Raw genomic sequence first — 23792 nt, 5'->3', positions numbered from 1 at the left:
GGCGACTCCGGACGCGGGAGCGGGCGACTCCGGTCAGCAGTGCCGGGACGCCAGGTGACGCAGGATCGCCCGGGCGGCCGCGTCGTTCTGCCGGAAGGTCGGGGCGTTCACCCGGGGCGGGGCGAACGCCATGGCGTGCCCCGCGTCGGTGTACGGGCCGAGGGCGAACCGGCACGGGTGCGGGTCACCGGTGTGGTCGATGATCCGGGCGTCCGCTGCTCGTACCCGCAGCCGCCCGGTCGGGACCGGTTCCCCGCCGCAGTCCCGGACCTCGGCCACCAGGTCCCCGGCGGCGTACAGGGAACGCAGCAGCGGGTCGGTGAGCCGGTCCGGCGTCGGTGTCGGCAGCCGCGCCTCGACCAGGGCCCGCGCGGTGACCGTCTCGGCCAGGCTGGCGCTGCCGGCCCGGAAGGCCCGACCGGCCCGGTCCGGACGCACCCAGGTGTCTTCGCCGAGGAACGAGACCACCCGGGCGGCGGCCAGGGCCCGGAGCTGGTCGAGCCGGTACCCCGGTGGCCCACCGGCGAGATGGCTGAAGAAGCCGGGCAGCCAGCCGTGCACGTCGGCACGGACCGACCCGGCGGTGAGCCGGCCCGCCGAGGCGAGCGCGTCCACCTGCCCCCAGGCGGACACCACGGCGGCCAGCGCGCCGAGGTCGGCGCTGTGCCGGGGGTCGGCGCGACGGCGGGCCGCGTGGCCGAGCCGGTGCCGCACGTACGGCTGGAGGTCGGCCAGCGTCCGGCACCGCACCCCGCGCAGCGGCCGGTCGAGCCGGTCGGTGTCCAGCGCGTCGCGGCGGTCCGGCACAGCCCGGCGGAGCAGTGCCACCCGCTGCGGGGAGTACCAGTCGAGGGTGGCGTACCGCTTGGCGAACTCGGGTAGGCCCAGGGCGGTACGGTCCGGGTGGTCGGTGAAGAGCCGGTGGTAGTAGCCCCAGCCGATCTCCTTGGCCAGCAACGGCCACACCGCCTGCCGGAAGTGCAGCGGTCTGGTTCCGACCGCCAGCGCGGCGGCGTCGAGGAACCGGGGCAGCGGGGGCGGCGTGCCGGCCGGCGGATAGCCGAACTTCGCCAGGTGGGGCATGCCGCGCCGGGAGCCCACCAGCAGGCGCGGCTCGCGGCCGGTCGCCTGGTAGCGCAGCCTGCCGGACCGGTCGGTGCGGAACTCGCCACCACGCCCCTCGGTGACCAGCAGCATCAGGTCGAGGAAGGTGAGTCCGAGGCCCCGGACCAGGACCGGCTCGCCGGGCCGCAGCACGGAGAGGTCGGCCTCGGCGGGACTGCCCGGCGGCAGGTAGGTCAGGTCGTGCCGGGCGGCGACGTCGCCCAGCACGACCTGCTCGGCGTCGGGTACGGCGTCGAGGTGCCCGAGGGCGAGGACCACCACGTCGGCGGGCAGGGGCTCGGCCCGTCCGTCCAGGTACAGCCGCTGCCGGCCGATCCGGTCGCCGTGCAGCGCGCGGGCGCGGGTGCGGTGCGACCGCACCCGGGCGTCCGGGCCGAGCCGGTCGACCGCCTGCCGGTAGCACCACTCCAGGTAGCGGCCCTGGGTGTCCCGGCTGGGGAAGCTCGTGGCCAGCACCCGCGCCCACTCGGCCAGGGTCGGCCCGGGGTGGGGCGGGCCGTCGCAGGTCACGCTCCCGTCGGTGAACAGGGTGACGTTCCCGGCCGCGGTGTTCAGGGTGAGCAGTGGGGACTGGCCGGTCCGCCAGATCCGTCCCGGGCCGGGCGGGTAGGGGTCGACCAGGTGGACGTCGAGCGGGCGGGTGCCGAGCAGTTCCGCCCGGTTGGCGGCGAGGCGTTCCAGCAGCCCGACCGCGCGCGGCCCGGCGCCGACGACCGCCACCGTCACGGGTTCCCGGGGCGGTGGCGTCACCGGCCGTCCCGGGCACCGGGTGCGGCGACCTGGAGGGCACGGAAGCCCACCAGCAGCTCCAGCAGGTCGCGGACGTCCTTCCGGGGCGCGTCGACGTCGTCGACGAGGTCACCGACGCGGGCCGGCGGGCCGTCCGCCAGGGCGACCAGCAGCCGCCGTACACCGGCTGGTCGGAGGGCGGTCCGCGTGGTGTGACCGTTCGCGCCGATCATCGTTCCGGCCCTGGCGGGCGCCCAGCGCGGCGGGGACTCGGGGCGTACCCGCAGCCGCGTGTCGTCGTCGAGCGGGGTCGTCGGGGCCGGCGGCGGGGCCGGTCGGAACCCGCCGGCGGTCCACAGCCGCAGGGACAGCTCGGTGCCCCGGTCGCGCAGCCGGCCGTCCCGGGCGGAGGCGCGCAACCCGTCGGTCGCCTGGCGCAGGGCGGCCGGCAGCCCGGCGGGCAGCCGCCCGTCCGGTCCCGGACCGGGGGCGAACACCCCGGCGACGACCGGGTCGAGCTGGTCGACGGCGGCGGTCGGGTCACCGACCCGCAGGGGGTCGAGGTCGCCGAACAGGTCCGGCACCGCGACCGCGCCGGAAACCTCCCGGGGTACGCCGACGTTGACGCTGGTGGCCGGCTCGACACCGGCACTCTCCCCGACGTGGTAGTAGCTGGCCGGCCAGTACAGCAGGTCGCCGGGGCCCACCTCGACGGCGAACGAGTCCGCCAGGTACGGCTGGTAGTCCAGGACCGTCGTCACCGGGTCGTGCCACGGCCGTCGGGCCCAGAACCGCATCCGCTTCCGACCGCGCAGTACGTACATGAACGTCGCGTAGCGGTCCCGGTGCACGCCCACCGGGCTGTGTTCGTACGTGCCGTGGAACAGGGTGGTGATCGCGCTGACGTAGGGCACCCCGACCCGTCGCCACAGTTCGGCGAAGAAGACCCGTTGCCGGTCCCACAGCGGGAAGTCGAAGGCGTGGAAGCAGTTCATGATCAGGGCGTACCGGCGGCCGTCAAGCAGGTCGGCGACGCGCCGCTGGTAGCCGTCGAACGACCCGTCGTCCCCGGTCGGCAACCGGTCGGCCGGCTCGGTCTGCTGCAACCGCTCGACGGTGAACTGGAGGTTCGCGGTGAACAGCCGCCCACCCCGGGCCGGCCCCGCTGCCCGGACGGCGGCGTGGAACGTGTCGGCCGGCGTGAACGGTGGCTCCGGCAGCGCCCGGTACAGCACCGGCCGCCGGTCCCAGTAGGTCGACACGAACGTCGACCAGTCCAACCCGGCCTGCTCGACGGCGAGTTCGGACATCGTCATCCCTCCTTTCCGGCCGGCGGTTCCGGCCCGTCGGTCACCTCGACGGCCCGGAGCCGGTGCAGGGTGGTCAGCAACCCGAGCGCCCCGGCGTCGGGCCGGCCGTCCTCGTCCGTCCCGCACAGGTCGTCGACCCGGACCGGGACGTCGGGACGCAGCCGGCGCAGCAGCCGTCCGGCCGCCCCCTGCACGGTGAACGCGTGGCCGTTGGCCGCCCAGATCCACCGGGACCGCCCGTCGGGCATCCGGACGACCTCGGCGGTGCGGCACACCCACTGCCCGGCGGCCAGCCGCGCCGGGTCCCGGGGAGCCGGCACCGGTTCGAGGCCACCGGCGCTGACCCGCGCCGCCCAGCGGACCCGCAGGGTGCGGGTCAGGTCCGTGGCGGTGCTGAGCTGACGTACGGCGGTGGTGGCGCGGGCCAGCGGGTCGGCCACCGCGACCGGGCCGGCGGGATCCGGCAGCGGCAGGTACGGCACCGTGTCCTCGGCCGCCGGGCTCTCGGCGGCCAGCTCGACCACGGTGCGGTGCACCGCGTCGACCGGCAGCCGGGCGTCGCCCGGGACCCGTAGCAGCAGGGCGAGGCAGTCGTCGGCGACCGTCTCGGTCCAGCGGAGACCGGCCGGCCAGTACCCCGCCTCCCCCGGCCCCACCCGCAGGGTCGGCCCGCCGTGCGCGTCGACCCGCAGCCGACCGCGCAGCACCCAGGCCAGCACCGCGTGGTGCGAGTCCCGGGCCAGGGCGTCGGCGCGGGTCACGCCGTCACCGAAGACCAGCTCCGCCCCGACGGGCACGACCGGGAAGCCGACCCGCCGCCAGAGCGCGGTGACGCGGTCCCGCACCCGCGCCCACGACGCGAAGTCCGCGAACAGCGGCTGGTCCACGGCGAGCAGCCAGCCCTGCCCGGCGAGTTCGGCACCGAGCCGCTCCCGATAGGCGTCCGGATCCGCGTCGGCGGTGCCGGGCAGCAGGTGCCCGGGGGCACGGATCCGGCCCGCGGCGGTGTCGAAGTGGACGTCGGGCAGGACGTGGAACCGGGTGCCGGCGCGGAACGGGACGCTCGCCTTGGCGATCAGCCGGTACGCCTCCCCGACGGTGAGCGGCGGCGGGGCCGGCACCACCGCCGGGGCGACGGTCCAGTGCCGGTCGACCAGGACGGCCCAGGGGTCGCCGGTCACGGCTGCTCCGCCCCGGTCAGCGGGAAGCGTCGGCGCAGCCGGTGCGCGTACCGGCTCAGCGGTTCCAGCCGGGCCTCTCTGCGCCGCTGGTCGACCGATCCCGGGGACTCGATCGGATATGGCATGAGCACACCACCCTCGTTGACGAACTTGGTGCCGAACACCTGCGGGCGCCCCTGGCGGACCCGCAACGCGTCGGTGAGGTACGCGACCTGCCGCCGGGGCACCTCACCCCGGTCGGCGGCGGCGCGGACCAGCCGGAGGTAGGCCCGGTGCCGGGTGACCGGGAGCCGGGCGTGCTGGACGAGCCGGCTGGCCGCCTCGGACGCGGTCGGGCCGACCCGGGTGCGGGTCGGCCAGCCGTGTGCCCGCACCACCTCGTCCAGCCAGTCCACGGCGGCGTCGGTGAGCGTCTCCAGCCGCCGCGTGTCCACCGGGTCGGCGGGCCCGGACACCAGCCGGGACCGGAGCGCCGCGTCGAGCCGGTGGATGCGCAGCAGCTGCCGCCGCACCCCGGCCCAGTCCGGTCCGTCCGGGTCCGGGTCGTCGACCGGAGGGGACGGCAGGGGGTCGAGGCGGAGCCGTACCACCTCGTCGGTCCACACGTAGGTGACCCGGTGGCCCAGTTCGGGCCAGTCGAAGCTGGCCTCGCCGCGCTGGGCGTCGGTGAGTCGCACGCTGACGCCGCGCTCGCGGTCGTCGAGGACGGTCGCCGGCAGGTCCGGGTGGACGTACTCGACCGCGTCCCGGATGGCCACGCCGAGGCCGACCAGGTCGAGTCCGGCACCGGCGCGCACCTCGGCGGACGGGGACGGGCGGCGGTCCGGTCCGAGCCGGGTCCCGGCCGGCAGGGTCCGCAGCCGCGACGACGGTGGCCCGAGCCGCCGGAGCGGACCACCGGCGGCCGGCCGGACGAAGTAGGGCACGTCCAGCTCGCGTAGCTGGGCCAGCTCCCCCGTGCCGTACCGGATGGTCGGGTCGCCGGGGCGGGGGTCGGCACCGCCGCCGGAGTAGCGGCGGTGGCGGACCGCGTCCAGGTAGTCCACGGTCGGGCGGGCCAGGACCCGGACGAGGTTGTCCCGGCAGCGGCGCTGGACGAACCGGCTGATCCGGGCCCGCTCGGTGCACAGCAGCGTCCAGACGTCGAACATGCCGCGCAGGAAGGCGGTCAGGTGGGCGCCGTACCCGACCCGGCCCCGGGTGTCGGTCACCACCGAGCGGGCGTCGCGCCGGGTCCAGGACCGGTCCGCCCGACACAGCCGGAACCCCTCCCCCGGGCCGGCGCGCAGGTACTCCAACGGGCCGGCGATGGTGCACCACCGGGCCTGGCGTTCGATGCCGACGTGGTGGTGCCCGCCGTTGACCGGATCCATCACCAGCCCGGTCTCGGACAGCCGGCGGACCGGGAAGAAGTAGACCTCCAGGTCCACCGGATACAGCATGGGCGTGGGATCCTCCGGTCGGCTGCCGGTGAGCAGGTTGCCCTCGAACAGGTCGGTGATCCCGAACGCGAAACAGGCCGCGGTGAGCGAGCCGGCACGGTGCCAGAAGTCCCCGGCGTGCCGGTGCGGGAGCCGGGCACCGTGCAGGCGACGCTGCCCGGACCGGCGGATCACGCCCCACTCGGCGGGCGGGCCGATCCACTCCTGCCAGCTGTACGCCTGACGGTCCCGGCCCCGGCCGCGCCAGCACCGCAGCAGCGGCAGCCGGACCGGACCGGAGGTGTCCGGCAGGCGGTTGAGCAGGTCGAACACCGATCCGTACCGGCCGGGCCGGCCCGGTGCCAGGAACAGCACCTCACCGTTGGCCGGACGGGGCTTGTACGCCACCGCGCCGCCGCCGGCCAGGTCCAGGCGCAGGACCCGCTGCCGGCCGTTGTGCGTCTCCTCGCCGTGGGCGTGCACCGCGACCACCGGTCCGGCGAACCGTTTCTCCTCCGGCCAGCCGGACCCCAGGTCGCGGCGGAGCCGGCGCAGGAAGATGTCCAGGAACCGGAGGCACCGGTCGGCCTCCCGGCCCGCCAGTCGCCGGGTGTAGCGCGCCTGGCCAGCGGCGCAGGACACGAAGAACTCGGCGCTGACCGGGCCGAACAGGGCCGCGTTGGTCACCGTGAACAGCTCCGGCGCGAGCACGTCGCGGTGCTCCGCGACGGCCCGACGGCACCACCGGTCGAGCAGTTCCCACAGGTGCAGCAGGGGCGCGAAGCGGGGCTGGGACAGGGCGCCGGCCAACCAGCGCGCGTCGTCGACGCCGGCGAGGTGGCGGGTCACGGTCAACGACCGGCGGTCCGGGCTGGCCGTGGCCACCGGTGGGAACAGGGCCCCTGCGGTGCCGGCGCGGACCGCGTCCAGCACCCGGCGCGCGACGGGCGGCAGGGGTGTCTCCTCGGCTCCTTCGGCCGCCGTCCGGGGTGTCCCTGCCGGAGTCGGGCCGACCCCGGCCGCCGCAGTCGGGCCGCCGGTGGGCGCCCACTCCCACAACACGTCGCTCACCCGGTTCCCCCTTCGTCTCCGCCCGGTGGCGGCCGTGGCCGCTCCGCCGCCGCCCGGTTGCCCGGTACAGACGGCGGTGCGGCCACGGCCCGTTCCTGCTCGGCGATCCGGGGAGCCTCGGTCACCACGACCGGGCCCTCTGGCGGATCGGCGGTACGGGTCAGACGCAGTACATCGCGCCCGGCGCGCAGGACGTCGGGTCGGCCTTGGTCCGGGCCGGCACCGACTTCTCCAGCTCGCTGACGACGAGGCCGATCCGGGCCGAACGGGTCGATCGGGCGGTCTTACGGGCCGCACTGTTCATGACGTGCCTCCTGGGTTGGGGGTCCGCCGGGGTTCCGGACGGGCCCGGTGACTGGAGGAGATGCTGCCCACCGGCGCTGTCACCGCGCTGTCGTCCCGCTGCCGTCCGGCGGTACACCGGCCCCGACGTGCGGAAACGACGTCCGCCGTTTTCCGGCGCGACGACGGACCCGCGTCGGAGACTGGGAGGGTCCGGCGGCCCCGCCGAGGGCGACGGGCGGTAGCGGCCCGTGGCCGCGGCGGGGCACGGCGGGCGAGGGGACGACGTGGACGGTCTCGTACTGATCGGGGTGCTCGGCGCCACCGTGCTGGTCGGGACCACCCTCGGTGGGCGGTACCGGGTCGCGCCGCCGGTGCTGCTCATCGGCATGGGCGCGCTGCTGGCCCTCGCCCCACCCCTGTCCGACGTGGTGCTCGAACCGGACGTGGTGCTGCTGCTCTTCCTCCCCGCGATCCTCTACCGGGAGAGCCTCACCACCAGCCTGCGCGAGATCCGGACGAACCTGCCCGCCATCGCGCTCCTCGCGATCGTGCTGGTGGGGGTCACCATGGTCACGGTGTCGCTGGTCGCGCAGGCGCTCGGCGTCGACCCGGCGGCGGCCTGGGTGCTCGGGGCGGTGCTGGCGCCCACCGACGCCGCAGCCGTCGCCGGCCTGGCCAAGCGGATGCCCCGCCGTTTCCTCACCGTCCTGCGCGCGGAGAGCCTGATCAACGACGGCACCGCGCTGGTGCTGTTCTCCGTCGCGCTCGGCCTGCTCGGCGGAGGTGCCGTACCCGGCGCGTGGGAACTCGTCGGCCGGATCGGCGGGTCGTTCCTCGGCGGTGTCGCGGCGGGCCTGGCGGTCGGCGGCGTGGTCGTCCTGATCCGGCGACGCCTCGACGACCCGCTCCGGGAGGGCGCGCTCAGCGTGCTCACCCCGTTCGTCGCGTTCCTGCTGGCGGAGAAGGTGCACGCCAGTGGGGTGCTGGCCGTGGTCGTCGCGGGCCTGCTGCTCTCCTACGCCGGCCCCCGGATCGTCCGGGCCCCCTCGCGGGTGATGGCCTACGCGTTCTGGGACCTCACCACGTTCCTGATCAACGGAGGGCTGTTCGTCCTGCTCGGGATGCAGATCCCCCGCGCCCTGCGGGACGAGAGCAGCACGTCGGTCGGGCAGGCCCTGATCATCGCGCTGGTGGTGGCCGTCACGGTGGCCGTGACCAGGATGGCCTGGGTGCACCTGGCCACGGGCGTCCTCCGGGTCGTGGACCGCCGCCGTTCCCAGCGGGAACTGGAGGTGGGCTGGCGAGTCCGCACGGCGGCCGGGTGGGCCGGTTTCCGGGGCGCGGTCTCCCTGGCCGCGGCGCTCGCGGTGCCGCTGACCGCCGCCACCGGCGAACCGGTCCAGCAACGCGACCTGGTCATCTTCTGCACGGTGGTGGTGATCGTCCTGATCATGCTGGTGCAGGGCACCACCCTGCCGCTGGTGGTCCGCTGGGCCGGCCTCGTCGGCGACCAGCCCCGCGCCGACGAGGTGCACCACGCCCGGCTCCGCGCCACCCGGGTCGGGCTCGCCGCGCTGCCCGAGGTGGCGCGGCGGCTCGACGCGGCGCCGGACGTCGTCGACCGGGTGCGCGCCGACTACCAGGCCCACCTCGACGACATCCAGGCCGAACGGGAGGGCCACGTCTCCGCGCGGACGCGGGAGGTCGAGCGTCGGCTCCGGCTGGAGGTGCTCGACCGCAAGCGGCGCGAGATCACCCGACTGCGCGACACCAACACGATCGACGACACCGTGCTCCGGGAACTCCAGGCGGCGCTGGACATCGAGGAGATCCGCCTGCTGGGCCCGGAGGTCCCGGACTAGGACGGCACCGCCGCCGGTCTGTCTGCCGACGTCAGGAGAACTGCGCGAAGAACCGCCAGATCTCACCCTTGGTCCAGGTCGTGACGCCACTCTCGGCGTACGTCCCGTCGACCGGGCCGGGCAGGTGCCCGTTGTCGAACGCGGCCCACTGCACCGGGTACCCGGCCCGGCAGCCGGAGTAGGCGGTGGTGACGTGCGTCCGGCTGCCTGCCGCCGGCTCGGGCGGGTTCTGCGGGGCACAACCGTTGTTGCGGACGAACGTGTCGCGCAGCGCCCGTCCCTGGGCGATAGTGAGCACGTTGTCCGAGATGCCGTGCAGGCCGAAGTACGCGACCGGCTGGGTGCCGCCGCTGCATCCGCTGATCTGCCCACCGGCGATGACCGCGACGGCCCGGAAGACGGTCGGCCGGGCGCAGGCGAGGGCGTAGCTCATGCCGCCGCCCCAACTGAAGCCGGTGGCGAAGCGCTGCGCCGGGTTGACGCAGAGGTCGCCCTCGATCCGCCGGAGCATGTCGTCGACGAAGGTGACGTCCTCGCCACCGGAGTTGGCCCAGCCGTTGCCGAGGCCCTGCGGCGCGACCAGGATCGCGTTGTTGCCCGACTGCTCCCACTGACCGTAGTAGGACCAGGCCTGCCCACTCGTACCGCCGGAGTCGATCTCGTTGGCGGTCCCGCCCCGCCAGTGAAACGCGAAGATCAGCCGGTACCGGTGGTTGTTGTCGTAGTTGGCGGGCATCCGCAGGATGAACGACCGACTCTTGCCGTTGCTCTGGATCTGGTGCGTGCCGTTGCGCAGCGTCGGGGCCCTGCCACATCCGTCGCCGCCCGGAGGTGGGGTGGTGGGGGGTGGGGTGCCACCGTCGACGCGGACGAGTTGCCACTGCTGGTTGGCACCGTTCCAGTCGTCGTACTGCACGACGTTCGCGCCGTCGGCGGTCGAGGCGCCCTGCACCTCCAGCGCCTTGTTGCTGTTCCGGTTGATCAACCGGACGTGCCCGCCGTCGGAGTCGGCCAACCGCCACTGCTGGTTCGCTCCGTTGTGGTCGGTCCACTGCTGAACCGTCCCTCCGTTGGCCGTCGACCAGTTCGCCACGTCCAGGACCTTGCCCGAATGCCGCGCCGCGATCCGGTAGTAGCCGCCCCCGGAGTCCACGAACTTCCACTGCTGATGGGCACCGTCGTTCCGGGACCACTGCGTGATCCGCGCGCCGTCGCTGGTCGCCTGGTCGTACACGTCCAGCGCCTTGCCGCTGTTGCGGTTCACCACCACGTACCAGGCGCCGGTGTCCACCGACGCCGCGTCGGCGGGGACGGCGTTCACCGCGATCAGCGTGCCGGTCGCGACGACCGCCGCGACGACGGCCGGTCCGGACCGCCAGCGGCGTCCCGGGGCGGAGGCGGGGCGAGCCTCGTCCATCGTTCTCATGATCTGCTCCTTCGGGCCTCGTCCGATATCAGGCGATCGCGCAGGGTGTGCCGTTCAGCGTGAAGGCGCTCGGCTCGGCCGAGTGGGGATCGGCCGCGCGCCCTGGCACGGGTACACCCGGTTCCCCGCACTGACACGTCCTGGCCGACGACATCGGGGTTGCCCTGCCCGGCCCCGCGCACGTCGTGTGACAAATAGTCTCCCCCTCGGTCAAACAAGTGTCAATTGAGATGCCTCGATGATGTGCAGGCGTGGGCCGACCGGTGCCGGTGCCGCCGTCTACAGTCGATGCACCGTTCCCGACCCGGCCCCGGAGCGCCCCTGTGAGCAGCCCTTTCGACATCGAGGAGATGTTCCCCGACGACGGTGACCACCCGGTGCGACTCCCCCGCCGGCAGGCCGGGAACTCGCCGCAGGGGCTCGCGGTGACGCTGCTGGCCGACTACACGCTGCGGGACCTGGCCTGGCTGCCGTCCGCGGCCATCGCCGCGTTGCTCGCCGAAGCCCAGGTGAGCCAGACCGGTGCCCGCGCCGCGATCAGCCGACTGGTCCGCCGGGGCGTGCTGGAGGGCAGCCGACAGGGCCGGCACACCTTCTACCGGCTCAGCCGGTCCGCCGCCGCCGACCTGGCCAGCGGTGGCAGGTGGATCCTCACCGCCACCGCCGTGCCGAAGCCGTGGGACGGGTGCTGGACCCTCATCGCCTTCTCGCTGCCCCAGGAGCGAGGTACCCAACGGCGGGCCCTACGTGGACAGCTCCGGTGGCTGGGCTTCGCGCCGCTGTACGACGGACTGTGGATCTCGCCGCACGAACTGACCCCGCCGGACCAGGCCCGACTCGGCCAGGTCACCGGCACCGTCACGGTGTTCCGGGGACGGCAGGCCGACCTCGACACCGTCACCAACCGGGATCCCCTCGACGCCTGGGACATCGCGGCGATCGCCGGGCACTACGAGACCTTCCTCCGGCGCTGGCGGCCACTCCTGCCGCAGGTCAGCGCCGGACAGGTCAGCGGCGCGGAGGCGGTGCGGGCCCGTACGGAGGTCATGGACACCTTCCGGCGCTTCCCCACCCTCGATCCGCGGCTCCCGGTCGAGCTCCTTCCCCCGGGCTGGCTCCGGGAGCCGGCCCGGGAGGTGTTCGCCGCCGTCTACGACGGCCTCGCCGACGCCGCGGAGCAGCACGTCCGCGCGGTCGTCGCCCGGTTCGGCGGCAGCCCGCACACCGGCATCCGGGCCCACCTCACCACCGACATCCTCGCCGGAACCGTGGTGCCCGCCACCGCGCCGTCCGGTCTCCTACCCGGGTAGGAGACGCCGCCTCCGACCATCGGCCGCGACCGGGGCCCGAGGTCGGGCGACAGTGCGGGCCCGGCGCAGCAGCCTCGAAGGCATGACAACCACGATGCGCCGGGCGGCACACTGGCACCGCCCGCTGATGGTCTTCGTCTCGGCGATGGCGGTGCTCGCCGTCGGGTGCGCGATCGGCGTCCTCGCCGACGAGCGGGTCCTCACCGGTGTGCCGATCTGGCTGAAGCCGTTGAAGTTCACCGTGTCGTTCGTGCTGTACGGCACCACCCTGGCCTGGATGCTCTCCCTGCTGCCGCGCCGCAGCCGGGTCGCGGAGCGGGCCGCCACCGTCGTCGTCGCGATGGGGGTGGTGGAGATGGTGGTGATCGTCGGGCAGGTGCTGCGCGGCACCACCAGCCACTACAACGAGACGACCCTGGTCAACGCCGTCCTGTGGCGTGTGATGGGCGCGGCGATCATGGTGCTGTTCGCCGCACACCTGGTCATCGGGGTCGTGGTGCTGCGGCAGCGGATCGCCGACCGGGTCGGCCGGTACGCGGTGGGCCTGGGGCTGGGCTTGACCCTGCTCGGCATGGCGGTGGCGGTGCCGATGACCCTGCCCACGCAGGCACCGGGCGTCGAGGGCATCGCCGGGGCGCACAGTGTGGGCGTGTCGGACGGCGGGCCGGGGCTGCCGCTGGTCGGGTGGAGCACCACCGGCGGCGACCTGCGGATCGGGCACTTCGTGGGGATGCACGCCCTCCAGGCGCTGCCGCTGCTGGCGATCCTGCTGCGCCGGTTCGCCGGCCGGCTGGACGAGCGTACCCAGGCTCGGTTGCTGGTCGTCGCCGGTGGCGCGTACGGCGCGGTCACGCTGCTGGTCACCTGGCAGGCGCTGCGCGGGCAGCCGCTGCTGCGACCGGACGCGCTCACCCTGGCCGTCGCAGCGGCCCTGGTGGCCGCGACGGTGACCGCCGCCGGGGTGGTCGTGGCCCGCCCCCGCCCGGCGGCCCGCCACATCCGGCGACCGCTCGTGACGCCGAACCGCACCGCCTAGGCTGGCCCGGTGGACTGGGTGGGGCGGCTCTTCGACGCACGGGAGTCGCTCGTGCGGATGGCGCTGGTCGTCCTCAGCGACGTCGGGTACCTGCTCCTCGGTACGCCGGACAACGGCACGCCGACCCAGTGGGTCCTCGCGGTGGCCGCGTTCGCCGCCGGGCTGTCGTTCCACCGTCGTCCCCTGGTCAACCTGCTGCTCCAGACCGCGCTGCTGGCGGTCACCATCCAGGTGGTCGACGACATCACGATCAACCAGGTGGGAGCCAGTTGGGCCCTGCTCGAACTGACCGTCCGAAACCCCCGGCTCCGGACCGTCTGGTTGGCCGCCGGGCTGCTGACCGTGGTCGACCTGACCGACTCCCTCGGTGACCCGTTCCGCCGGTTCCTGTCCGGGGTGTTCGGGCTGCTGGTGGAGGTCGGCGTACCGCTGCTGCTCGGCCTGGTCGTCCGGACCACCCGGGAGGTCACCCGGCAGGCGCAGCAGCGGGCGGCCGAGGAACAGCGCCGCCGCGAGTCGGAGAGCCGCGCCGCCCGCGCCGACGAGCGCAGCGCCATCGCCCGCGAGCTGCACGACGTGGTCGCGCACCACGTGGCGTCGATGGTGCTGCGGGTGGGGGTGGCCCGGCACGTGCTGACCGACCTGGACCCCCGGGTGGGCGAGGTGTTCGACGACGTGCACGGCACCGGGACGGCGGCCCTGGCCGACCTGCGCCGGCTGGTCGCGGTGCTGCGCCACCCCGACGGCGTACGCGGGGACGCGGCGCTGACCGCGATCGAACCGGCGGCGCTGCCGGGAGCGCTGGGCGCGGCGGTCGACCGGGCCCGTCAGGCCGGGGTCACCGTGGAGGCCGACCTCGACCCGGCGATCGGAACCCTCGACGCGGTACGCGCACTGGCGGTGCTGCGGCTGACCCAGGAGGCGCTGACCAACGTGGCCCGGCATGCCGGCTCCGCCGCGGTTGCCCGGCTCACCGTCGCCGTGGTCGACGGGGACGTGCACTGGGAGGTGTCGGACGACGGGAGAACCCGGATTCCGGTGGCGCTGCCCTCCGGCGGCGGCCACGGCATCACCGGAATGCGGGAGCGCGTCGAGGTCCTCGGCGGTCGGCTGGAGGCCGGTCCGACACCGGAGGGTTGGCGGGTGCGGACCGTCCTGCCGGCCACCGCCGGTTCCGGCCCGGCGGGGCCGGCGTGATCCGCGTCCTGCTGGTCGACGACCAGCAGCTCATCCGCGCGGGCCTGCGCATGCTCTGCGACGCCCAGCCGGACATCGAGGTGGTCGGCGAGGCCGGCAACGGCCGCGACGCGGTGTCCCTCGCCGCCCGGCTCGTCCCCGACGTGGTCGTCATGGACCTGCGTATGCCGGGCGTCGACGGGATCACCGCGACCAGCCGCATTCTCGCCGACCGTCCCGGCACCCGGGTCCTGGTGCTGACCACCTTCGGGGACGACGACCACCTCTACCCGGCCCTGACCGCCGGGGCCTGCGGTTTCCTGCTCAAGGACGCGCCACCCACCGAACTGCTGGACGGCATCCGCCGGGCCGCCGCCGGCGACAGCCCGTTCAGCCCGGACGTGCTCCGTCGCCTGGTCCGGCGCGCGGTGCACGCCCAGGCCGGCACCCCCCGCCCGGTGGACGGACTGACCAGCCGCGAGCAGGACGTGCTGGACCTGGTCGCCGAGGGCCTGTCCAACACGGAGATCGCCGAGCGACTCCACATCGGCGTCACCACGGTCAAGACCCACATCACCAGCCTGATGGCCAAGACCAACAGCCCCAACCGGGTACGGCTGGCGCTGTTCGCGCGCGGCGTCTGAGGGCGCGGTTCAGGACGCCTCGGTACCGCCGTCAACCCGTGCCGCTCCGGGCCGGACCGGCACGGTTCAGGAGCGCCCGAGGCGGTCCAGCAGCTCGCCGAGGATTGCGTACTCCCCGGCGGTGAGCCCGGTCGGATCCTGCTCCAGCATGGTCCGCAGCGCCAGCGCGGTGCTGGCGCGGGTCGCCGCCGGGGACTCGCCGCACGCGGTGGTGTCGAGGACGCCGGCGAGCGCGGCTTCCCGAACCCGGTCCGAGAGGCCCGGGTCGCGCGCCTCCTCGGGTTGCGTGATCAGGCTGAGGGTGACGCCGACGTTGGCGGCGAGGAGCTGCTCGGCCGCGTCGTCGATCGGTACCCGCAGCAGTCCCTGGCGCGCGGCGGCGCCCAGCAGGTCCCGCAGCATGGCGTGGGCGGGCGCGGTGATGGCGCAGGGCCGGCCGGGCTCGACCCGTCCGTAGAGCAGGGCGTAGAAGCTCGGATGCTCCAGCCCGAACCGGACATGCTCGTCCCAGCCCTGGCGGATGTCGCCCAGCGAGTCCCGGTTGTCGCCGGAGGGCCGCGGGGAATGGACGTACTGGCTGAAGCCGTGGTTGATCACCGCGTCGATCAGGCCCTGCTTGCTGCCGAAATGGTGGTACAGCGTCGGCGCCTGCACCCCGGCGCGCTCGCAGACCGCCCGGGTCGACAGGTCACGGTCGCCGGAGCTGTCCATCAGCTCGACGGCGGCCAGGAGGAGGCGGTCTCGGGCATTACCGCCCAGCGCACGACGAGGCATAGCGCTATGGTATCCCATGTAGCGCTACAGTAAGTTGTGTAGCGCATCTAGCAACTGAGGGAGAGACATGGACACGGCAGTTCCCAAGGTCATCCGGGAGTACTTCGACGCGAGTGGGCGTCGCGACGTCGAGAGCGTCGTCGGCCTGTTCAGCGAGGACGCGGTGGTCGTCGACGAGAGCGAGACCCGGCGCGGCCGGTCGGAGATCCGGGCCTGGCAGGAGGGTCCGGCGTCGCGGTACGAGTACACGACCGAGCTGCGTCGGGTGGAGCCGGCCGGGGCGGACGCCTTCCTGGTCGACGGCCGCATCGAGGGGAACTTCCCGGGCGGCACGGCCGACCTGACCTGGCGGTTCACGCTCGCCGGCGACCGGATCCGTCAGCTGGAGATCGCACCCTGACGCCCTCCGCTCTCCCCACTGACACGACCGTGGACCCGGTCAACCACCGTGCACCTGCTCGGCGATCTTGCCGATGAGCCGGCGGGACTCCTCCGGGTCCAGGGCGAGGGAATCGAGGCTCGCCCACACCCGCTCGTAGGCGGCCAATTCCGCCGGCCGGTCCAGGTAGAGCGCCCCGGCCACCGACTCCTGATAGACCACCGGCACCTCCGGCACGGCCCGGCTCACGAAGGGGAACTCCAGCAGCGTGAACGACCCGGCCTCGGCCCCGTCGGGCAGCCCGGCGGCGAGGGGCAGCACCCGCACCGAGACGTGCGGCAGCGCGGTCACCTCCCGCAGGTGTCGGAGCTGCGCGGCCATGGTCGCCGGGCCGCCGGCCACCCGCAGCAGCACCGCCTCGGAGAGCACCACGTCCAGCCGGGGCGGTGGCGGCAGCCGACGCCGCAGCAGGTTCTGCCGGTCGAGCCGGGCCGCCACCAGCCGGTCCCGGTCGTCGTCGGTCAGCTCCGGGTCGACGTCGTGCAGCGCCCGCGCGTACCCGGGGGTTTGCAGCAGCGCCGGCACCGGCGCGTCGGCGTACTCGCGCAGCCGCCGGGCCGTCGCCTCCAAGCCCGCGTACAGGCCCAGCCAGGCCGGTACCTCGGCGTACGCGTGCCACCAGCCCTTGGCCCGCGTCTCGCCGGCCAGGGCGACCAGCGCGGCGGTCAGGTCGGCGGCCACGCCGTACAACTCGCACATCGCCCGCACGTCGACCCCGCGTACGGGGCCGCCGCCGGTCTCGATCCGCCACACCTTCTGCCGACTGCACTGCAACGCCACCGCCGCCGCGTCCAGCGTCACCCCGGCGGCGAGCCGCAGCTCCCGCAGCATCCGCCCGAGCTGGCGTCGCGGCACCGTCGACGCCCCGTCCTCCGTCACGCGCCTCCCCTTCCGCTCGTCGTCCGGTCCGCCGGGCCGGTGGTCACCGCACGTCGGGCCGCCGGTAGCGGCCCGCCCGTTGGTTGATCTCCCTCGGCGGCGTCCGTCGCGCCCCGGATCGCGCACCGCCGCCCGGCCCGAACCCTTCATCGGGTACGCCGTAAACGCCCGCCCGCCGTCGTCCCCGCCGTTGGGCGTCCCGCTCCGGACACACCTGCCCGATCACGTCGAGCACGACCTCCCCCGGCCGCAAGAACCACTTCCACCGCCTGGACACCACTTCTTCGCCTCTCTCATCGACCAACGAGAAGGTGAACAATTGCACAGACTACCCGCGCAGTGCACATCTGAACAGAGCATCCGATCAGAGAGCAGGTGTTCAGTTCGCACGCTCTTAACGTGACCTCATGGGGAAGCTTCGGCTCGTGGCGAGCCAGGAGGTGCAGGAGATGCTGGGTGTCTCCCGTACGCGCACCTACCAGATAACCAACTCGAAGACCTTCCCCGACCCGGTCGCCGTGCTGTCGGTCGGCCGGATCTGGCGTACCGAGGACGTGGAACGCTGGATCAAGGAGCACCGTCCCGACCTCCACGACCCCGCGCAGTAGGCCAATCCTCCGTAGCCATGCCCTACGCCGCCCCGCTGCGGGGATCAACCGGCAAGGTGATCGGCCGGCAAGGAATCGGCGTCTTCGTCGCCGCCCCCTTCAAGCGGGGAACGTAGACGAGGGCTCTCCCCCTGCCCGGCAGCCTCTCCTGCACATCGCAGGAATCAGGTCAGCGAGGAAGCCCGGGGTGGGCACGTGGAGAAGCACCGGCTCGCGGCGAGCCAGGAGGTGCAGAAGACGTCATACCTCTCCCCCGCTCGCGCCTACCAGCTCACCCCCTCGGAGACCCTCCCCGACCCGTCACCAGCACGAGTGTCCTGAGTCGTCTCCCCAGAACCCGGGGCGGTTCACCCGCACACTGCCGTCACTTCTGGAGAACGCTGTCCCGGAGACCGAGCACCGCGTCGCCCTGCTCGGTGCGGTGGTAGAACACCACCCGCCGGTCCCGCCGACGCGACACGAGCCCAGAGCGCAGCAGCACACCGAGGTGGTACGAAACGGTGGCGGGCGCCAGCCTCCACCGCGTGCTCAGCTCGTGGGTCGACCGGGCCACGCCCAGGTCACGCAGGATCGCCGCGCGACTGGACCCGACCAACTCCGGGAGTCCGCTGTCCGGTGCGGGCCGGGTCGGGACGAGACCGTTCGCTGGGTAGACCAGCACCGCGTCACTCGGGTCGCAGCACTGGGCCGCCAGCTGTGGCCAGCCGACCGCCGTGGGGCAGAGGACGAGTTCCGCACCGTCGAGATCGAATATCTCCTGGTAGGCGGTGGTGCCGACCGACAGGTGCGACCCGGTCCAGTCCAGGTCGCGGTGCAGCGTACCGAGCATCCGTCCGATGCCGGCCGCGCCGATCACGGTGGCCCTGGCGGCGAGGTCGGTCTCGAGGGTCGACCGGACACCAGGCCACAGCTCGGCGAAGACGGTCCGCCAGAAGCGGAGCAGCCCGTCCGCGGCGCGCCCGGCGAAGGTGCCGTCCTCCATCGCGGTACGCACGTCGACCGGCATCCGGCCGACGGGGAACCGCCCCGGGCAGAGCTGGTAGGCGACAACGTCTGGCGGCGTTTCCGTCATCACCCCCAACTGTCGGTCGAGAATGCTCGCGACGGGACCGATCCAGGGTTTCGGGGTCAGCAGGTCGAGGGTGTAGCCACCGTTGCCGCCCGGCAGCAGGGTCTGTGCGACCAGGGCCACGTCACGGTCCCGCAGGGCCAGCCGGGCGGCCGGGCCCGGGTCGCCGTAGACGGGGTGGTGGCGGCCGTTGGCGGCGAGCCGCAACCAGGCGATCGCCTCGAAAGCGGGTGAGACGGACAGGCGCACCTGCGCCAGGGCCGACGCGTCGAGGCGGACATCGATCACTTGTCAAGGGTAGGACAGGCGGCTCCGGGCACGGAGCTTCGATTCGAGGACCGTCGAATATGTCGCGAGCGGCGACTTCTCCGGGTTGCCTGGTGTCACCGACCGCCCGTGAACGGATCACGTGTGCGTGTTCTGTTTGGAAGGAAATCGATGCGTCTCCGAAGAATCCTGAAACTGTCGGCCCCGGTGGTGGGCCTGGCGCTCGCACTGTCGGCGGTGGTCGCGCCGTCGGCGAGTGCCGCCGGTGAGCTCTACCTCGAACTCCCGTTCTCGTGTGGCACCTCATGGACCGGTGACTCCGGTTCCAGCAACGCACACCGCAACAACGAGATCGACTTCAATCTGTCGTCCGGCGCCGACGACCGGGGGCAGCCGGTACTCGCCGCGGCCGGGGGAACGATCAGATGGGAGGGCGGTGCCACCTCCGCCTACGGCAACTACGTGGAGATCGACCACGGCAACGGCTACTCCACGTTGTACGCCCATCTCCAGGACAAGTACGCGCACAACGGCGACACGGTCGTCCAGGGCGAGAAGATCGGTACGGTCGGCAACACCGACGGGAACAGCTCCGGCATCAGCCCGCACCTGCACTTCGAGTACCGCAACCGGGGCAGCGGGCAGAGCTACCCGGACTACATCCGTCCGGCCTCGTTCCACGGTGACCCGTTCGACTACGCCACCGGTCGGGAGACCTACGTCAGCCAGAACTGCGGCTCGACCAGTCCGTCGTCGATGCCGGGGTTGTCGGCGGTGTCCCGGGGCGTCGGCGGACTGGACGTGTTCGCGGTAACGACCGACGGCCGGCTGAAGCACCGCAACTACTCCTCCGGCACCTGGAGCTGCTGGTCCACCCTCTACGGCAACGCCACCATCAAGGGCGAACCCGCCGCCATCACCAGCCCCGGCCGCATCGACGTCTTCGCCCAAGGCATCGACAACCGACTCAAGAAAATCACCTGGACCTCCACCCACGGCTGGTACCAATGGGCCGACATGGGCGACTACACCATCACCTCACCACCCGCCGTCACCCGCCGCTCCCCCACCGGAATCGACGTCTTCGTCAAGAACACCGCCAACAAAATCGTCTACCGAAACTTCAACATCGCCCAAAGCACCTGGACCAACAACTGGTCCAACATCGGCGGGAACGCCTCCACCACCACCGCCACCAGCGGCCCCGCCGCCGTCGCCAACCACGACGGCACCCGCATGAACGTCTTCGCCCGCGCCACCGACGGAAGCCTGCTCTCCCTCATGTGGACCCTCGACCACGGCTGGTACAACTGGGCCGACCGCGGCGGCAGCCTCAACGGCCGCCCCTCCGCCAGCACCCGCTCCGGCAACAGCGTCGACATCTTCCTCCGAGACCAGGACAACAGCCTCATCCACTGGTACTCCCCCGACGGCGCCGACTGGACCACCTACCCCAAATCCGACTTCGGCGGATGGCTCGCCGTCAGCCCCACCGCCGTCTCCTGGAACAGCGGACGCATCGACGTATTCAGCCGCAACAGCAACGCCGACCTCATCCAGAAAACCTGGATCTCCGGCGACCCCTGGTACGCCTGGACCGGACGCGGACCCATCGGCGCACCCGCCTGCTGAACCGACAGCGACCGGCCCGGCTGCCGCCGCATCATCGTGGCAACCGGGCCGGACTGCGTACGCGCCGATCTACGCCTGGAACGCGCCCGGCTGGCGACGCGACGTCGTCACCGAGTCGGAGCGGGTGGAAGGAGCCCGCTGATCCGTCGGCCGACGTGGGCCGACGGATCAGGCCGGTACGGGCAGCTCCTGCCGGTAGAAGATGTCGATGTCGACCTCTTCCCCGCCGACGGTCAGCGTGTCCCAGGCTCCGCTGGCCAGCAGGGTCCGTACGGTCTCGCCCTTCAGCGTCCGCAGGTGTTCCCGGAGCACATGGTCGTCGGGCAGGCCGGTGAGGCGGGACGACAGCCGGGCGCGGATCTCGCGCATCCGCTCCATGAGCGCCTCGATGTCGGCCTCACGGTCCGGACCGTCCGTCGCCGGGGCACCGCTGCTCTCGGCGATCACGTCGGCGATGACGTCCTTGATGGCACGGTTGGCGCCCTGTCCGTCGGTGGTCACCATCGCGTTCCACGCGCGGCTCTTGTGCCGGTACTGGAGCATCGACACCGCCGCCTCGTGCCGGACGAAGTCGGCGTCCCGGAAGGGCCTGCCGTTCCAGCCGCTGGCCAGTGACCGGGCCAGGGAGATGGCCGACGCCAGCCCGCTGTTGAGCCCCCGCCCGGGCCAGAAGTGGATCGAGTTGGCGGCGTCCCCGAGCAGGAAGCCGTAGGTGCCCGGGGTGGTCGACGTCGGGGCGTACAGCCGGGCGGTGAAGCGTGGGCGCTGCACCATGTCCAGGCGGAAAGCGGTGACGGCACTCAGGTTCTCCGGCGCGACGCCGAAGAACGCCAGCCCCTCCGTCACCCGCTTCCACAGCGGCGAGCCCTTGATCAGGGCGGGCAGGAACAGCGTGCCGTGGGTGGAGCACTGGAAGTCGCCGTCGTCCTCCCGGGCCATCAGACAGGGTCGGGAGGCGATGCAGTCCTTGAACTCACGACGGACCGGGTCGAGCCCGACGACCTCGGCGGCCTCGGCGTCGGTGAGGCGCATGTTCAGGAAGCCCTCACCGCTCAGGGAGTTGAGCAGGAAGCGGTTCTGGGCCACGGTCAGCAGGACGCTCATCGCGTCCGGCAGGTCGGACTTCACCCGCAGGCCCAGGACGACGTCCTGGAGGTGCCGGCCGTCCAGCGAGTAGATCGAACTGTCGGCAACGCCGAACTTGGTGGTGAAGTGCTCGCGGGTACGGGAGCGCGCGCCCTCGCAGATGGCGAGCACATGCTCCTTGGCGATGGTCTCGTGCTGCTCGGCCGCGTCGAACCGGGTCGGCACCAGCCGGATCCGCTCGGGCTTCTCGTTCGCCAACTCCAGGAGCCTGTCCTCGATGTAGGCGATCCGGATGTTCCGGGGGCCGTAGCCACGGATCGAGTCGGGACCCGACGGCCACATCTCCGAGTACGCCCCGGGGACGAAGAGCCGCTCCTGCACCTCCTCGGGGAGGTTCAGGTACTGGCGACTCTGGACGGTCACGACCTGCTGCCGCCGTACGTTGCCCTGCGCCTCGTTCTTCCACACGACCCGCGAGCCGTCCTGCGTCCAGCGGCCGTCGTACACGGTGACGGCCACCCGGTGACCCAGGAGACGCTCGAGGAGCAGGGCCACGCTCAGCCCGACCGGCCCACCACCGGAGACGGTGACCCGCAGGACGGGGCCCGGGTCGACGACCGCGGCCGGCTGGGTGGCGGGTTGGAAGAGGGTGAGGTCGGAGATCATGGTGGTGACGTCGGCCGTGACCTCGAAACAGAACGTCTCGTCGGTGATGGTGATCAGGTCGCCGTGCTGGAGGACGTGCGAGGTCACCGGCCGGCCGTTGACCAGCGTGCCGTTGCGGCTGCCCCGGTCGTACAGCACGTAGCCGCGCTCCTCGCGCACCACCTCGGCGTGGAAACGGGAGACGCCCTTGCTGGCGATCACCACGTCGTTGTCGCTCAGGCGACCGAAGGTGAACCGGGTGTCGCCGACCGGAATCCGCCGCCCGGCAAGGGGCCCTTGACGCCCCACGATCTCAGGTACCACTCGGTCCGGGCCTTTCTGCGGGCGTCGACGAGGTCACAGGCTTACGGCAGAGGTCGGCTCACGAAACGTGAAGGCCACGATCCTTGCGGAAGCATGTGCACTCTAACCACCACACCCACACCGGGTAAGTCGGCCTACAGGCTCATTCGGATCGGGTTGCCGACACGGTAAATCGCTTGCCGGACAAGGCGATCCGCCCGTACGACGGGCCGCCGGCCACCGCGCAGCAGCGCCGCCTCGGCGAGCACCACGTCCAGCCGGGGCGATCGGCGCAGGACGAGGTTGACCCGCGCGAGCCGCCCACCCCCGTCGATCATGGAGTTGTGGTGCACGATTCACGGCTGTTGTGGAGGTTTGGTGGGTGCCCGGACTCCATGATCGACGGGGCGACGGGGCGACGGGACGAGAAGGGCTCGACAGCGCAATCCAAAAGCAGGTCGGTCTCGTGTGCGCCTTGCCTGATGGCACTGCCCGGTGGATCGCTAGCCGGGCGTCCCGTCGCGCTCGCTTCTTCCAGCGAGACGCTGCGCTTGCCCGTCGTGCACGTCGCTTACCCACTCCCAGCCGGGCTTGGCCGATGGGCCGATCCGCGGGTCGCGGGGAACCTGGGTGTCACGCAAGGCGTGCACGTACGCCCGGTCCTGGTCGATCCGCGCGTGCACCTGATCAGCTCCGCCGACTGACCCGTGGCCGGGGACGAGGACATCGACGTCGCCCGCCACGCCATCGAGCAGCCGCAGCGCCGCGAGGTAGTCCTCGATCGGGTCGGCGGTGTCGCTCAGGTCGAGCATCGGAATCAGGACGTCGGAGAGCATGTCGCCGGCGACGAGAACCCCGCGCTCTTCGATGAACAGCGCCGCATGGCCCGGTGCATGCGCGTGGTGCTCGATGATCCGGACCTGAGGGCCGCCCCATGGGATCTGCGCCGTCTCGGCGGGCAGGGCGGTGATCTCGCCGAGCAGGTCCAGCGGGACCCGCTCGGCGATGCCCGTCGGAAGCAGGTGGGCGGTGATGCGGGCCTTCGCACCCGGGTCGGACAGCTCATCCCGGGCAGTGGCCGCGCAGCGGGCCGTGCCGTAACGAGGGGCCGCACCGAGCTGGGGGTGCCAGAGCAGGTGATCCCAGTGAGGATGCGTCGAGAAGCCTGCCACGACGGTCTGGCCCGAACGCGACAGGTCGTTCGCGAGGCAGGCCATTTCGTGGTCCTGCACACCGGGATCGACGAGCAACACGCCGGCGCGGCCTTGCACGACGATGGCGTTGCTCTGGAGGAACCCGCTCTCGTGGACCAGCACACCGTCCGCGACCGGCCTCAGCACGGTGGCCCCTTCCGCTTGTGGTTCGCAACCGCTCGTCGAGACGTTAGTACCCGGCACTGACACTCGTACCCGTGTTCGCGCAGCTCGGCTGCTGCGGACTTCGCCACTCGGTGACCTGGCCTCCGTTGGACGCGGCGTCCGATCGTCACCGCGCGTCAGGCACCCCACGACGTC

Annotated in this window: 21 protein-coding genes; 9 read left to right on the top strand and 12 right to left on the bottom strand. The window is 72.8% G+C overall.

Translation table 11 applies throughout. The features are described from left to right. Nucleotides 1-33: 33 nt before the first annotated feature. From IGA62_RS25590 to IGA62_RS25570, 5 genes are all read right to left on the bottom strand, one after another. Entirely contained in the window at nt 34-1875 is a 1842-nt protein-coding gene (locus tag IGA62_RS25590) for an FAD/NAD(P)-binding protein (protein ID WP_198501117.1), read from the bottom strand. Further along, nucleotides 1872-3164 carry a JmjC domain-containing protein gene (locus tag IGA62_RS25585; protein WP_145818492.1) on the bottom strand — a complete coding sequence of 431 codons (1293 nt, stop codon included), beginning with the start codon at nt 3162-3164 and terminating at the stop codon, nt 1872-1874. Before IGA62_RS25585 ends, IGA62_RS25590 begins: the two co-directional genes overlap by 4 nt. Nucleotides 3165-3166: 2 nt before the next feature. Further along, nucleotides 3167-4345 carry a hypothetical protein gene (locus IGA62_RS25580; RefSeq protein ID WP_145818493.1) on the bottom strand — a complete coding sequence of 393 codons (1179 nt, stop codon included), beginning with the start codon at nt 4343-4345 and terminating at the stop codon, nt 3167-3169. After that, nucleotides 4342-6837, bottom strand: a complete 2496-nt coding sequence (locus IGA62_RS25575; protein WP_198501116.1) for a DUF6624 domain-containing protein — start codon at nt 6835-6837, stop codon at nt 4342-4344. Before IGA62_RS25575 ends, IGA62_RS25580 begins: the two co-directional genes overlap by 4 nt. A gap of 160 nt (nt 6838-6997) precedes the next feature. Next, complete coding sequence (locus IGA62_RS25570) at nt 6998-7141, bottom strand: hypothetical protein (protein ID WP_186499868.1); 144 nt, start codon at nt 7139-7141, stop codon at nt 6998-7000. 265 nt (nt 7142-7406) lie between these two features. On the opposite strand from IGA62_RS25570, the gene IGA62_RS25565 reads away from it, so the two are divergent. Continuing rightward, nucleotides 7407-8984, top strand: coding sequence for a Na+/H+ antiporter (locus IGA62_RS25565; protein WP_145818494.1), 1578 nt, complete (start codon nt 7407-7409; stop codon nt 8982-8984). A gap of 31 nt (nt 8985-9015) precedes the next feature. On the opposite strand, the gene IGA62_RS25560 is transcribed toward IGA62_RS25565, so the two are convergent. Continuing rightward, nucleotides 9016-10410, bottom strand: coding sequence for an RICIN domain-containing protein (locus IGA62_RS25560; RefSeq protein WP_145818495.1), 1395 nt, complete (start codon nt 10408-10410; stop codon nt 9016-9018). 323 nt (nt 10411-10733) lie between these two features. On the opposite strand from IGA62_RS25560, the gene IGA62_RS25555 reads away from it, so the two are divergent. The 4 genes from IGA62_RS25555 to IGA62_RS25540 all read left to right on the top strand — a co-directional run bounded on the left by IGA62_RS25555 (nt 10734) and on the right by IGA62_RS25540 (nt 14576). Beyond that, nucleotides 10734-11720 (top strand): PaaX family transcriptional regulator, encoded by a 987-nt coding sequence (locus IGA62_RS25555; RefSeq protein WP_145818496.1) that lies wholly within the window; start codon nt 10734-10736, stop codon nt 11718-11720. An 82-nt stretch (nt 11721-11802) separates the two neighbouring features. Beyond that, nucleotides 11803-12756: a hypothetical protein gene (locus IGA62_RS25550; RefSeq protein WP_145818497.1), complete on the top strand. Its 954-nt coding sequence runs from the start codon at nt 11803-11805 to the stop codon at nt 12754-12756. A 9-nt stretch (nt 12757-12765) separates the two neighbouring features. Next, nucleotides 12766-13953 carry a sensor histidine kinase gene (locus tag IGA62_RS25545; protein ID WP_145818498.1) on the top strand — a complete coding sequence of 396 codons (1188 nt, stop codon included), beginning with the start codon at nt 12766-12768 and terminating at the stop codon, nt 13951-13953. Beyond that, entirely contained in the window at nt 13950-14576 is a 627-nt protein-coding gene (locus IGA62_RS25540; RefSeq protein ID WP_145818499.1) for a response regulator transcription factor, read from the top strand. Before IGA62_RS25545 ends, IGA62_RS25540 begins: the two co-directional genes overlap by 4 nt. Nucleotides 14577-14642: 66 nt before the next feature. On the opposite strand, the gene IGA62_RS25535 is transcribed toward IGA62_RS25540, so the two are convergent. Further along, entirely contained in the window at nt 14643-15350 is a 708-nt protein-coding gene (locus IGA62_RS25535) for a TetR/AcrR family transcriptional regulator (RefSeq protein ID WP_145818500.1), read from the bottom strand. 67 nt (nt 15351-15417) lie between these two features. Here IGA62_RS25535 and IGA62_RS25530 point away from each other — a divergent pair, with 67 nt between their 5' ends. Then, on the top strand, nt 15418-15750 hold the full coding sequence (locus tag IGA62_RS25530; RefSeq protein ID WP_145818501.1) for a nuclear transport factor 2 family protein: 333 nt from the start codon (nt 15418-15420) through the stop codon (nt 15748-15750). A gap of 39 nt (nt 15751-15789) precedes the next feature. Here the strand turns inward: IGA62_RS25530 and IGA62_RS25525 are convergent, their stop codons facing one another. Then, complete coding sequence (locus IGA62_RS25525) at nt 15790-16668, bottom strand: helix-turn-helix domain-containing protein (protein WP_145818502.1); 879 nt, start codon at nt 16666-16668, stop codon at nt 15790-15792. A gap of 407 nt (nt 16669-17075) precedes the next feature. Between IGA62_RS25525 and IGA62_RS25520 the strand changes: the two genes are divergently transcribed. Together IGA62_RS25520 and IGA62_RS30685 are read left to right on the top strand one after the other, a co-directional pair. Further along, nucleotides 17076-17276 carry a helix-turn-helix transcriptional regulator gene (locus IGA62_RS25520; RefSeq protein WP_145818503.1) on the top strand — a complete coding sequence of 67 codons (201 nt, stop codon included), beginning with the start codon at nt 17076-17078 and terminating at the stop codon, nt 17274-17276. Nucleotides 17277-17471: 195 nt separating this feature from the next. Continuing rightward, nucleotides 17472-17597, top strand: a complete 126-nt coding sequence (locus tag IGA62_RS30685) for a hypothetical protein (RefSeq protein ID WP_269780470.1) — start codon at nt 17472-17474, stop codon at nt 17595-17597. A 43-nt stretch (nt 17598-17640) separates the two neighbouring features. On the opposite strand, the gene IGA62_RS25515 is transcribed toward IGA62_RS30685, so the two are convergent. Beyond that, nucleotides 17641-18633, bottom strand: coding sequence for a helix-turn-helix domain-containing protein (locus tag IGA62_RS25515; protein ID WP_145818504.1), 993 nt, complete (start codon nt 18631-18633; stop codon nt 17641-17643). Nucleotides 18634-18783: 150 nt separating this feature from the next. Between IGA62_RS25515 and IGA62_RS25510 the strand changes: the two genes are divergently transcribed. Further along, on the top strand, nt 18784-20244 hold the full coding sequence (locus IGA62_RS25510) for a peptidoglycan DD-metalloendopeptidase family protein (protein WP_145818505.1): 1461 nt from the start codon (nt 18784-18786) through the stop codon (nt 20242-20244). A 168-nt stretch (nt 20245-20412) separates the two neighbouring features. On the opposite strand, the gene IGA62_RS25505 is transcribed toward IGA62_RS25510, so the two are convergent. From IGA62_RS25505 to IGA62_RS25495, 3 genes are all read right to left on the bottom strand, one after another. Then, nucleotides 20413-22284, bottom strand: coding sequence for an FHA domain-containing protein (locus tag IGA62_RS25505; protein ID WP_198501114.1), 1872 nt, complete (start codon nt 22282-22284; stop codon nt 20413-20415). Between the two features lie 149 nt (nt 22285-22433). Beyond that, nucleotides 22434-22616: a hypothetical protein gene (locus tag IGA62_RS25500; RefSeq protein ID WP_145818507.1), complete on the bottom strand. Its 183-nt coding sequence runs from the start codon at nt 22614-22616 to the stop codon at nt 22434-22436. A gap of 165 nt (nt 22617-22781) precedes the next feature. Then, nucleotides 22782-23618, bottom strand: coding sequence for an MBL fold metallo-hydrolase (locus tag IGA62_RS25495; protein ID WP_145818508.1), 837 nt, complete (start codon nt 23616-23618; stop codon nt 22782-22784). Nucleotides 23619-23792 lie beyond the last annotated feature (174 nt).

The organism is Micromonospora sagamiensis (assembly GCF_014680085.1).
In the GTDB taxonomy this organism is placed as follows: domain Bacteria; phylum Actinomycetota; class Actinomycetes; order Mycobacteriales; family Micromonosporaceae; genus Micromonospora; species Micromonospora inyonensis.
The sequence above is the reverse complement of the archived record's forward strand: the minus strand, read 5'-3'. Positions and strand labels throughout refer to the sequence as shown.

Excerpts from the sequence above, each read along its gene's own strand:
- IGA62_RS25585 (WP_145818492.1), bottom strand. The coding sequence starts at position 3,164 with ATGTCCGAACTCGCCGTCGAGCAGGCCGGGTTGGACTGGTCGACGTTC.
- IGA62_RS25570 (WP_186499868.1), bottom strand. The coding sequence starts at position 7,141 with ATGAACAGTGCGGCCCGTAAGACCGCCCGATCGACCCGTTCGGCCCGG.
- IGA62_RS25560 (WP_145818495.1), bottom strand. The coding sequence starts at position 10,410 with ATGAGAACGATGGACGAGGCTCGCCCCGCCTCCGCCCCGGGACGCCGC.
- IGA62_RS25550 (WP_145818497.1), top strand. The coding sequence starts at position 11,803 with ATGACAACCACGATGCGCCGGGCGGCACACTGGCACCGCCCGCTGATG.
- IGA62_RS25535 (WP_145818500.1), bottom strand. The coding sequence starts at position 15,350 with ATGCCTCGTCGTGCGCTGGGCGGTAATGCCCGAGACCGCCTCCTCCTG.
- IGA62_RS25530 (WP_145818501.1), top strand. The coding sequence starts at position 15,418 with ATGGACACGGCAGTTCCCAAGGTCATCCGGGAGTACTTCGACGCGAGT.
- IGA62_RS25520 (WP_145818503.1), top strand. The coding sequence starts at position 17,076 with ATGGGGAAGCTTCGGCTCGTGGCGAGCCAGGAGGTGCAGGAGATGCTG.
- IGA62_RS25510 (WP_145818505.1), top strand. The coding sequence starts at position 18,784 with ATGCGTCTCCGAAGAATCCTGAAACTGTCGGCCCCGGTGGTGGGCCTG.
- IGA62_RS25500 (WP_145818507.1), bottom strand. The coding sequence starts at position 22,616 with ATGATCGACGGGGGTGGGCGGCTCGCGCGGGTCAACCTCGTCCTGCGC.